This is a genomic window from Mycoplasmopsis verecunda (assembly GCF_033546915.1).
Lineage (GTDB): Bacteria > Bacillota_I > Bacilli_A > Mycoplasmatales > Metamycoplasmataceae > Mycoplasmopsis > Mycoplasmopsis verecunda.
Window position 1 is genome coordinate 371,878 of sequence record NZ_CP137850.1, and the last position, 13,817, is coordinate 385,694.

The window sequence follows — 13,817 nt, forward strand, 5'->3', positions numbered from 1 at the left end:
TATATATATATAAGTCTAAAATATAGATAAAAAAGTATTAGTTTTGAAACTTTTGTGCTATTGATATGCACTTTTTATTTATATATAATATAAATAATTAAATTATTTATTTTAATATTTTCATTGAATCAAAACATCTTGTTAATAGTTAGCAAGAGAATTTTGATATCTATTAAACAAAACTGCTTATATATAATTAGAAAATATTATTTTATTTAGGAGGTTTATATGTCCAAAACATCAAAAGGAACTAAGAATCAAATTATTTTTACATTAGCTTCAACTGTTCCATTGCTTGCTATACCATTAACAACAGCATCAGTTTCTATTATTGATGAAAGAGTTTACAAATTTGTCCCAGATAGAATCGTTAATGTAAATTCAGAAGTTCAACATAAAAAAGAATATGAAATATTACAACCATCATTTTTTGGTTATGCGCATTATAAACAAAAAACAATGCCAAATGATCAAACAGCAAAACTTGTTAAATTTATTAAAACACCAACTGAAGATGAATGAAATCAAGAAGAACAAACCTGAACATTAATGTTTGAAACAGGACCACTTGACAAAGAATACTATCAAAAAGGTACTTGATGACACAATGAATATCCATTTGGTCAAAGAGTATATGGATTTGCACTTAGTGATGACTTGGAATTAATTCCAGGTACTGTTTCTGTTAAGTTTGAAAATGCTGGTTCTGAAAAAGAAATAAGTGATGTTAATGCAATTGATGAAAACATAAGAAGAAAAACTAAATATGGTATCCAAGGTGAACCTTTTGCTAATGGTAAAGGTAAATACTATGATGAAAACCAAAACTGAAGTAATCAAAAATATGGTGCCTATGTACGTTTTACAGATAAATATGGAAATTTTGATCAGTCAGCTGAGCAAACTTTTAGTACAAACATTCCTCATGATAATAAAGATGATTATGTACAAATAACACAAAGTATTAATACACAAGATGGAACATTTTCAAAAGGAGATTTATTTACTGATTTTAATAATGATCCAAATGCTCCAGAACCAATGCACATTTACACTATTCCTAGATATTCAGGATTTGATGATTCTGGATACTTAATGTATTTACCTGGTATTAATGGTGTTGAATATATTACTTCTGATGTTGCATTTAGAAATGCACAAAAATCATTTACACCTGCTGAAATAAATGACGCCTTATCAAGAACCAAAACAACAGATGATAAAATGCCTAGACGTATTTTTGGTATTGGTATAGGTAACTTATTAAGTGTGCATTCTGATATGTACAATAGAGCCAATGGTGGATATAATCCATTTTACAATAACGTTGGTTCAGCTTTCCTTATTCACTATCAAACTGGTTTAGAAAAAAATAGATATGATGGAAACTTAAGACCTATTCCAATTGTTACAATGCAATTTAAAACCAGAAGAAAATACACTGATGTTTTAACTAATTCTGACGATACAACATTTAGTCAAGTTAAATCTAAAGTTAATCCATATTTAAATAAAGGAAATATCTATAGCAATGAAAAAACATTCGTTGCTGGTTTATTCCACAGTGATAAATATAATGATAAAGGTCATGAAAATGTCTGAAAACAAAATAGTAGCAATGTTGATCTTAATCCATCTGCTTTAGGATATTCAGAAAACCAATACACTGGTGTTGCTTTTCAATTTGCAAATCGTACAGCTAACAGAAGTATTAATATTGAATTAACAGAAAAATTCGAAGATACTTTTGATCCTAAAAAGAAAGATCAATTCCCTGAAATAACTGGTTATAAGATTAAATATAAAGGCAAAAATGCTGTTGATGATCAAGTAATTGATCAATTTGATATTCCTTGACAAGAAAATAAAAACAGTGAAGAAAATTTAAAATCTCATACATATAGATTATTATTAAATGATTTTAAATTAAACACAGAATTAGTTGATGATTTTGAAAACATTACAATCGAACCTATTATTAAAAATGTTGAGGATAAATATAAATGAACTGTTTCTAGCACGGGATTAAAATTAAAACCAATTAATAATCGCTTTGAGGTAGAACTTAAATACAAACCTTCAGCAGAATTTATAGCAGAAGTTGGTGAAGAAACAACGAAGTTAAATAAATTAAAATTAGATTTAATAAATGAAATAGATTCTAATCAATATTTAAATCAAGCACCTGAATTTGTAGTTAAAGCTAAAAATGAAATTAATAAAGCAACCCAATTTAGTCAATTAGATGGTTTAGATAAAGCTATTATCGCAATGTCTGATGCAGTTAGAAAAGTTTCGGAACGTATAGAAAAATTTGAAAAAGAAAAAGAAACGGATGTTTATAAAAAATCAGATGATAAAACAAAAACTCAATTAAATGAAGTTATTAAGGATAGTAAAGATTTGATTACTAGTCGTGTTGCAAATTCTAAAATAGATTCAAACTTTTTAAAAAGACTTGCTAGTTATGTTGCTTCAAGAACTGGTGCAATTAATGAAGCATATGCAGGATTAAGCTATTGAAAAGACATAGCTAGTGAAATAGAAAAAGCTAAAGAACATATAGATGGTTTAGAAAATATTGCAAATAATGTAAAAGATGAATACAAAAATAAACTAAATAATTTAGTTAATATTTCTGATATTAATCAAGTCACAGAAAATGCAGACAATTTTGATTCTAAAATAACTGAAATCAAAACCGATTTAAACCAATATAAAACTTTTACTAGTTCAAATGATTTTGAAAAAACATCTCAAATTTTAAAAGATAGATATAACAATAGAATTAGTGAACTTGATAAAATGTTTTCTGATTCAAAAGCAAATCAAAGCAATTTAACTTCTTATTCTGATTTAATTGATGATTTAAGTGAAACTAAAGAAAAAATTCTAAAATGAAATCTTGAAGCTCTTAAAACTGAAGCAAAAGAAAAAATACAAAATGCAAAAATTTTAAATGATAAACAAAAAGGTTCATTAACTCAACAAATTAATAAATTAACCACTGAAACAGAAATTAAACAAACATCAGATAATATAATTAGTCTTGTTGATAATTTTGATGGTTTAGATACAAATGTTAAAGATGGAGAAAAATTAAAAACTACAGCTAAATATCTTGAAGCCGATTCTAATAGAAAAGAAGATTTTGATACTACTATAACTAATGCTAAAAATCTTTTAGATGAATTTAAGAAAAATGACAATCTTGAAGATTCAAACACAGTAGATCAATTCCTAATAAAAGTTAGCACAGCTGCCGATGATTTAAGCAAAAAATCAAAAGCATTAAATGGAATTCAAAAGGTACTTGCAAGAGTTCAAGAAATTAGGAAAAAAATCAAAACATTTAATAATTTAACACCAACTTTACAAAATACAATTATTCTAGATTTAAATGCTGCTCAAACCTTAGAAGGGTTAAACGAAAAAGAAAAAGCTGCAGAAAATTTAAATATTGCAGCTGGAAAATTTATTGAAAAAGTAAATGAATTCAAGAATCTTAAAATGTCTTCTGATTCTAACTTTATTGAAGCTGGTATAAGAACACAATTAGACTCATTGTTGACAAATTCAGAACAATTATTACAAACAATAAATGATAATGAACATTCTTCATTAAAATTAAATGTTAATGATTTAGAAGAAGTAAAAGATTTAACAAATAAATTAGATACAAATATTACTATTGCAAAAGCACCAATATCTACTTTAAAAGAACAATTATCTAATGCTTTAAAAGTAGCAGATTATGATAATAAAGATACAAAATCACAATATTTTTATGCAAGTGACTTAAAACAAAATGAATATAATGAAGCTTTATCAAAAGCACAAGAATTACTTAATAAAGTTGTAGATAATTCTAATGCTACAACTGTAAGTAGTAAAATTAGTGCTTTAAATACAGCTGTTAGTTCTTTAGATGGACACAAACAAATTACATCTAAATTAAATGAAGACAAATATCAATATTTACCACAACAAATTAAAAACAATGTTTTAGATTTAATTCAAAAACAAAATAGTAAAACAGATGCTGATGTAATTTTTGATAAAGCAAGTGATTTATCAACTATTTATGATTCATTTAATAAAGCTGTTACAAATTACAAAGAACCTTATGTAAATAATTATTCATCATATACAGAAGCAAGTGATGCTATTAAGAAAGATTATTCTAATATAGCAAGCACCTATACCACTAAAGAAAATGAAATAAATTCAACTGCGATTGATGATAAGAATACTTTAGATTCTATAAATAAACAAATTAAAGAATTATCTAAAGATTTTAAAAACAAATATGAAGCTTTAGACGGAATTAATAATTTAAAAGAAGAAGTTAAAAGACTTGATCAATATGTAACTGAATCTAATTATTTAAGCAATGGATACAAATCTAACTATAAAAATAGTGTTATTTCATTTTATAATGAAATACCAAATAATTCAACTTTAACAGTTGCATCAATTAAAGGTAGAAAAACAGTTGTAACTAACTTAGAAAATGCTGTTAAGTCAGTTAATGAATCACTCAAACAACTAGATGATTTAACAAAAGACCCTAAATACAATAAAGCAACAAATCAAACTAGACAATTAGTTACTTTAGCAAAAAATGAAACAGCAAAATTAATTCAAGATAACAAAGCATTAGCTACTCTTGTTGATCCGTCTCAAGCTAGTGATTTAATTACAAATCGTATTTCACCGGTTTTAAAAGCGATCAACAAAGATTTTGATGATTGAAGTGAATACAAAAATAATAAAACCCAATATGTAAATAACCTAAGTGATTTATCTTCTAAACAAAAAGAAGTATTAGTAACTCAAATAGAAGCAACTAACACTATATCTGAAATAGATCAAATAGCTAAAAAAGCCGATACCCTAAATACAGAAATGAATAATTTAAGCACTGCAGTTGCAAAAGCAAAAGAAGCAAAAGCTACAGATAATTATATTAATTCAGAAGATAATATCAAACAAGCATTTGATAGCTTTTATGAAAGCAAAGCAATAGATAACTGAACTAAAGAAAATGAAACATCAATTGATTCACAAACAATAGCAGACTTAACAAATGAAATTAATACTAAAATTAATTCATTAAATGGTAAAGAATATCTTGAAAAAGTCAGAAAAGATTCTTTAACAAAACTTAGTGATGCAGCTTATGATAAGTTTTCTTCTACTTATAAAAATCAACTCAAGCAAAAAATAAATAAAGCTACAAAAGTTTCAGAATTAAAAAATATAATAAAAGACGCAGATGCAACAAAAGATTTAGTAAATGGTATTTTAACCAAGTTTAACAAGCTTGAAGAAATTAAAAAAACAGATGTTTATGAATCTTTAGATAATAAAATAAAACAAGATGCTGAAGCTTTAAGAGATAAACACTTTAAATCATTTTTTGGAAGTGGTAACTTAAAAGGTGGAGCTGCTCAAGAAAATCTTAAAGAACTAGATAAAGAATACGATGATATTCTTAAATTAATTGATAAATCTTCTAATGATCTTAAAAATGAACTTAATGATCTAAAATCAAAAGCAAATCAAAATATTTCGAATTTATATCCATATCTTTCAAAAGTACAAATTCAAAAAGTTTCAAATAGTATTAATACTAGCAAAACAAAAACAGAATTAGAATCTGCTGTAGATGATGCTAATAAATTAAATGAAGCTATGAAAACATTAGCTGAAACAATAACAAAAGCTGTAAATATTAAAGATGATAATCAATATTTAATGGCTTCGCCTAATTTAAAATCAACTTTTGATTCACTAGTAACTAGTGATAAATTAGCAAAATTATCTAAAGAAAAATGAGATTCAATTAAATTAGCTGATGTAACATCTAAATCTAAAGCAATTCAAGATGCAATGGATAATTTAGACGGAATTGCAAACTTTAATAAACTTAAAACAGATTCAAAAAATGCAATTGAACAATTAGGTTTATCTAAAGAACAAAAAGATATCTTTAAGAATAAGATTGACTCATTTAATAAAGCTTCAGAAATAGAAGAAGTTACTAAAATTGCTAAACAATTAGACCAAGCTATTAAAGATTTAAATAGGTCAATTGAAAGTAATAAAAATAAAAAAGAAACAGTTAATTATAAAGAAGCATCTAAAACTCCTAAAGAATCATTTGACTCACAAATTTCAATTGCATCAACAAAATTAAATGAAATAAAAGGCGATAATGATTTATCAACCAATGATAAAGTTTCTAAATTAATTAAGTCATTAAATGATGAAAAAACAAATCTTGATAATGCTGAAAAACAATTAGATGGACAAACAAATCTAACTAATAAAATTAATGAAGCAAAAGGTGAAATTGATAAATTATCTAATCTTTCTACACAAGTTCAACAATCAATAAAAGATACAATATCTCAAAAACAATCTTCAGCTGATGTTAATGAGGAAATTACTAAAGCTCAAGAATTAAACAAAACTGTTGAAAAATTAAATCAAACTGTTGATAGTGCTAATAAATTAAAAGAAAATGACACTTTTAAATTTGCAACCCCAGAACAAAAGAGACAATTTATTCAATCGTTAAATGAAGCAAATAGACTTCTTCAAGATAAAAAATTAAGCACCAGCACTACAAAAGAAGATATCGAAGCTAAAAACACAGCTTTAGTAGATGTGGCAAATGCTATCACAAATGAAGCTGCTAAAATCCAAGCAAAAATTAAGAAAGTTCAAACTGATATAAGTAGTTTAACTAATTTAACTCAAGCTCAAAAATATACACTTAAAGATGAAGTTGCAAACAAAACTAACGATAATGATATTGATGCTTTAAGTACAAAAGCAAATGAATTAGACGATGCAACTAAAGAGCTTAAAAAAGCTATTGAATCAGCTTCAGCAATAGACAAAAAGGATACTAATTATAAATTAGCAGATCCTTCAAAACAAGAATCATTTAATAATGCAAAATCAAGTGCTGACGAAGCTTACAAAAATCTAGGTAATAGTACTAAAGAACAAATTGATAAATTAAGAGATCAATTAAATAAAGCTTTAACAGAATTAAATGGTAATGATAATTTAGCTAATGCTAAAAAACAAGCTTTACCTAATGTTGAAAAATTAAACAATTTATCTGATGAGTTTAAAAACTTAATTAAAACTGCTATTAATAGTGGAAATAATTTAGATGATATTAGTAATATTGCTTCAAATGCTAAAACTTTAGATGAAACATTAAAAGATGCTAAGTTAGCTAAGGAAAATGCAGAAAAGGCACAAAAAACAGCTAATTATTTAGATTCTGATATAAATAATAAAGATGCATTAGATAATGCTTTACAAGCACAAAATGTTAAATTACAAGAAATTGCAAAAACCAATACTATAACTCCAGAATCACTCAATTTATTAAATGAAGGTATATCAAAAGCAACTAAAGAACTCAACAGTGTTAAAGAAACTCTTAACGGTGATGCAAAAATTTCATCTGCTAAACAAAAAGCTGATGAAATAATTACTGGAAGTTCTAATTTATCAGATGCATACAAAAACACCTTAAAAGAAAATCTCAAAAATTCAACAAGACTAGAAGATATTAAACCAATTAATGATAAAGCAACAGAATTAAATCAATTAGCTAATAAACTAAAAGAAGATCTTACATCATTAGAAACAGCACAAAAATCAAACGATTATCAAGTTGCAAAAAACGATACTATATCTAAAGTTGACAATGCTTTAGAACAATCTCAAAACTTACTAGAAAACAACTTACTAAAAGATAATGTTACAAAATTACAAATTAATGATGCTTTAAAAGCGATAGAAAAAGCTAAGGAATCAATTGCTGCTGATAAAACTAATTTTGATGCTGATAGAAAATCTAAAGAAAATGAAATTGATAAACTTTCTAGTCTTTCTGAAACTCAAAAATCAAGTTTAAAAAATGAATTATCACAAGCTTTAAATGAAACTGAAGTAAGCAAGACATTAGATAAAGCATCAAAATTAGATAAAGCTATGCAATCTTTAGCTGCAGAGGTGCAAAAAGCTAATGAAACTAAATCAACTAATAAGTATCAATTAGCAGATAAAAACTTTAAAGATCAATTTGATAAAGTAGCAGATGTTCAAACACTTGATAATTTATCAAAAGATAATCAAACCTCAATAAGTCCTGAAGAAATTAATAATAAAGCTAATACGTTAAATAATGCTATAGAAGCTCTTAACGGTGATGATAACTTTATTAAAGATAAAAATGCTGCAAAAGAAGCTATAAACAATACTTCGTTATCTCAAAATCAAAAAAATAAATTAAATGAGCTAATAAATGATGCTAATTCTAAAGAAGTAGTTGATAAAATTACAAAACAAGCTAATGATTTAGCAACTTTAATTAATGACTTAAATCAAAGCATTAAACAAGCAAATCAAGAATTAAATACACCTAATTACACTGAAGCTACAACTGGTGATAACCAAGTTAAAGATTTATTTGATAAACAATTAGCTAAATCTACTGAAAATTTAAATAATGCAAAAAAGAACAATGAGTTAACCAATACAACGGTAATTGGGGATCTTATTAAAGATTTAAATAAATCTAAATCAGATTTAGAAGCAACAAAATCTAATTTAGATGGTCAAAATAAATTAAATGAATCTAAGAAAGCAGCTAAAGAAGCTATAAGTCAATTACTTAATTTAAGTCCAGCAAATATAACTTCTATTATTGAAAATGTGGATAAAAAAGACACAATTCAAGAAATTAATGATTTAAAAGACACAGCAACAAAATTAAATACAAGTGCTAACGAATTAATTAATAAATTAAAAGAAGCTAATGATTTAGTTAAAGATACATCTAAATATCCATTTGCTACACCAACCCAACAAAGTGAGTTAACTAAAGAAATTAATAAAGCTCAAGAAATGCTTGATGATCAAAAATTAAAACCTAACTACACTTCACAAACTGTAGAAAAGGTTGTTAATGATTTATCAAAAGCTATAAATGAAATTAATGGTCTAGCAGAAGGTGTTAAAGAGCACATTGACCAAGCTAAAAAAGATATTGACTTATTATCTAATTTAACTAATGAACAAAAAGATTACCTTAAATCTAAAGTTGCTTCTAAAACAACTGAATCAGATATTAATAATGTTGTTTCAAATGCAAAAGAAATAGATAAAGCAACAAAAGAATTCAAAGAAGTCTTAGAAAAAGCAAAACTTATTAATAAAGATGATAATAATTACAAATTATCAGACTCTAATAAACAATCAGAATTTGATTCTCAACTTAAAAAATCTATTGAAGCACTAAAAGATTTATCTTCTAAATCTAAAGAAGAAATTGAAAAACTAAAAAGTGATTTAAATAATGCTTTAGAAGCTTTAGATGGTGATAATGTTTTAAAAACCAAACAAGATAATGCAAAAGCTGATATAGAAAAATTAGATAAATTATCTTCTGAGCAAAAAGCTGTAATTAAAACAGCAATTGAAAAAGCTAATGAACCTTCAGATATAAATAATCTTACTGAAGCAGCTTCTGAACTTAATAAATCTATTTCTAAAGCAGAAGAATTAAATAAAACAGTTGATGCAACTAAAACCAATCCAAATTACACGCAAGCAGCCAACAAAACAAATTTTGATAGTGCTGTTACTAAATTAGCTGATACGACATTAAACGCAAAACAAAGCAATGACTTAGGTTCGGTTGATAAAATTAAAGCAATTGCATTGGATTTAAATAATAAATCAAAAGATTTTGAAGATGCAGTTAAGGCATTAAATGGAACTGAATTAATTAATCAAACTAAAAAAGAAGCCGCTAAACAAATTGATGAACTTGAACATTTATCTGATGATGCTAAAACGTCAATTAAAAATAAAATTAATGATGATAAGATTAATAAAATTATTGATGTTTCACTAATGCTAGATAGTGCAATGCAATTAGATTCTAATGCCGAAGAACTTTTAGAAACTATTAATGATTTAACAGATTTAAATAAAACAAATAAAGTTGATGATTTAGATCAAGAAACTAAAGAATCAATCATTAATGATTTAAAAGAAGCTAATAAGTTATTTACAAATAATAAACTTAATGATAACTTAACAATTACAGATATTTCTAATACCAAAGATAAATTAGATAGCTTAATTGAAACCATAAATGACAATAATACTTCTCTTGATGAATATAAAAAGAGTCAAAAAGAATTATTGAACAATTTAACTAATTTATCAAATGCACAAAAACAAGCATTAGAAAGTGAAATTCAAAACTCAACTACTAAATCTGGTGTTAGTGCAATGATTACTAAAGCTAATGAATTGGATAAATCTATGAATAAATTAGCAAATGATTTAGATAACTTGAAAAAGAATATCAATTCTGTTAATTCAAAACTTGCTAGTGATGACCCTAAAACAGCATTCAATAATTTAACAACTGAAAAATCATTGCAAGATAATTCAAAAGATAATATTTCAATAATTGATAAAGATCAAATTGAAGGTAAAATATTAACAATTGAAAATGCTCTTAAGAATTTAGATGGTAATTCAAACTTAGAATCAGCTAAAGAAGAAATTTCAAAACTAAATAATTTACCTACTGATTCTAAAGATTCTATATTAAAAGAATTAAACAAAGCTAATAACAAACAAGCTTTAGATAATTTAGTATCTAATTCTAAATTAATTAATACAACAGTTGGATTGTTAGATAATAAGCTTCCAGAACTTAATAAATTAATTTCAAGATTTGAACCAGCAGTTACAAATCAAAATCTTAGTCCTGTTACTGACTTACTTGATGAAATTAAATCTCAAAAATCAATTCTTGATAATACTAAGAGCAAAATTGAAAATATTAAAAATGCAAAAACATTAGATGTAAGCACAGTTGAAAATGCTAAATCTAATTTAGAAAAAGCAATCGGTGATGCTAACTCTATTATTGATAAAGTGAATAATCAAGTTTCTAATGAAATTCAAGGTGTTAAACCTTCAGATATCAAAGATAAAGAAATTAAGGAATTAGTATCAACCAAACTAAAGGAACTTGAAAATGATCAAATTAACCTTAATACAGCTTTAGACAATGCAAGATTAATTCAAAGCTCACCTTATTTAGACAAATATAAAGATGTAATTGCAAATGCACCTGAAAAATTAAAAGCTTCACCTGCATGAAACAATTATTCAATTGGTACAGTAGCTAAAAATGAAATAAAGAATGCAACAACAGCAGAAGATGATAAAAACATTTTAGATAAATTTAAACACCAATTAGAAAAAGAAAATTTAGCATATTCATATGATCAACTTAACGATACAGCTGTCTCTAATCCCAAAACAAAAGCTAAAATGCTTCAAGAATTAGATAAAGCAAAAAAACTATTAGACTTTAATAATAATTCAAATAAAGAAGAATATACAAATGAATCAGAAAAATTAAATTGAATAAAAACTTTTGTTGAACTTGAAAATCTAGTTAAAAAAGTTAATGATGAAGTTGCTAAACCTTTTAGCACTGCTTTAGCAAAAGAAATTAATAAAGCTAATGATTTAATTAGTATTATGGATTCAGATGTACATACTCAAAAAGAACTTCAAGATGCTATTGATAAAATAAATTATTTAGTAGATATTGAACCACTTTCAAAAGTGGTTGATAAAGCCAATGATCTTGATAATGTAATCAAAAATAAAATAAAAACTGATGATTCAGAATCCTTAAAAAATAATTTAACAAAACTTGGAAAACTTATTAATGATGCTAATAAATCAATTGATTCAAATAAATTAGATAAATCTTCAGCAAGTAAAAAGGCTAGTGAACTTCAAAATGATTTAAATACTATTTCTAATGATATTTCAAATATAAATGAATTATTAGAACAAAATATAGCAATTGCTGAAGATCTAATTCCTCAATCTAATGAGTTGGCTAAAGCTATAAAAGAAGCTAAACTTTTAAATAAAAATTCTTTATATTCAGAAATTGAAAAAGCTATAAATACCTTACAACAAAGAATTAATACTAATCTTTTAGATATAGAACTTGAAAAAGCACCTAATATTAAAGATGGTGAATATAAGAAATCAACTCCTAATAGAAAACCTATTAACAAAGCTATAAGTGATAATCCTAAATCAACTGTTAAACAAATTTTTGAAGCTGTTAATTCACAAAAACTTAATAATGCTCAAATTAAAGCAATTAATGGTGTTTATGACTATAACAACTTAAATAAAGCTCAAAAAGATAAATTTGTTTCAGAAGTTGGTTCATCTACAAATGTTTTAGATATTGATGAATTGATTAAAAATGCAGCACAACTTAATAAAGCAATGGAATTATTGAAAAAAGCTTATGATGGTATTGATTCTAAATACAAACAAAACCCAATTAATGTTTCTGAATTTATTCATTCAACTAAAGCAGAACAAGAATCATTGCAAAAACTTCTTAATGATGCTAAAAACTTATTAATAGGTGATGGAACAATTTACTTGAATAATAATGCACAACAAGTTGATAAACTAGTTAGTGATATTCAAAATAAAATTGCTAATCTTTCAGGTATAAACAAAGCCCAAAATGATTTATCAAAAATAAAATATTTATCTGAAGCAATTAGTAAACTAGAAAATACTGATTCTAATAAAATCTTTAATTCACCAAAAGCTTTAAAAGATACATTTAACAATAATTTAGATGAGATTAAGAGACTAAATGAATTGAGTAATAATCCAATTGAATTTAATGCAAATGGTGGTGTTGACAAACTTGAACAACTAGTTCAAAAAACACAAAACCTAGCTAATGAGGTTGATAAATTTTCTTCAAATTCATTTAAAGATGTTGATAACAATACAATAACTCAAGCTCAAGACTTTATTAACAAAAACTCAGATTCATTAAACAATCCATTTATTAACAATAAAATTGATGAATACAATAAACAATTAACTTATGCAAATGCAATTGATAAATTAAGTGAAATTAAAACTCAAAATAATAAAGCTAGTGAAGAAATTAATAAACTTCAAACAATTCTTAAAGATATGCTTGATAAAGCTGATACACAAGGATTAAAAGAAGTAACAAACAATTTAAATCAAATTAAAGATTATGTAAATGAAGCAAAATACTTAGATTTAGATTCAGTTGTAAAACAACTTCCGAACCTTGTAAAACTTGCAAATAAACTTAACAAGTTGCTTAATTCAAGTGCTGATAAATTCAAATTTAATTCAGACTTATTAACCTTAATTGCTCAAGCTAATAAGATACCTGAATTCAAAGCTAAATCATTAAATGACTTAATAACATCATTTAATGATAAATTACATTCAATTCAAACTAATTCTCAAGCTCTTAAAGATGTTCTAGAAGCAATTAAATCAAACGATATTGCAAAATTAGAAGCTGTTAAAACTAAATTTGATAAATCATTAAGTGATAACAATAAATTTGTTCAATACTTAATTGATGTCAAATATCCTTTATTACCTGATGATAATAATGTATTAGAACAAATAACAAAATCTAATGAATATCAAAAAGCTTCTAAGGCATTAACATCCTTAATTAAAGAACCTAAAGCAATAAATTCAAGTTCAATATTAATATGACCTTGATTAACCGCAATAGCAGCTATTACATTCCTTGGTGGAATTATTGGAATTAATAAATCAAAGAAATCTAAGAAATAGATACGAGGATTCATAGGTAATACCTATGAATTTTTGTTTCTCACTTAGTAGCATAATTCTTAGATTTT

1 protein-coding gene is annotated in these 13,817 nt (G+C 25.2%); it reads left to right on the plus strand.

The features are described 5' to 3' along the window. Positions 1–228: 228 nt before the first annotated feature. Positions 229–13,749, plus strand: coding sequence for a rhoptry family protein (locus SAM46_RS01560; RefSeq protein WP_318635632.1), 13,521 nt, complete (start codon positions 229–231; stop codon positions 13,747–13,749). Positions 13,750–13,817: the final 68 nt, after the last annotated feature.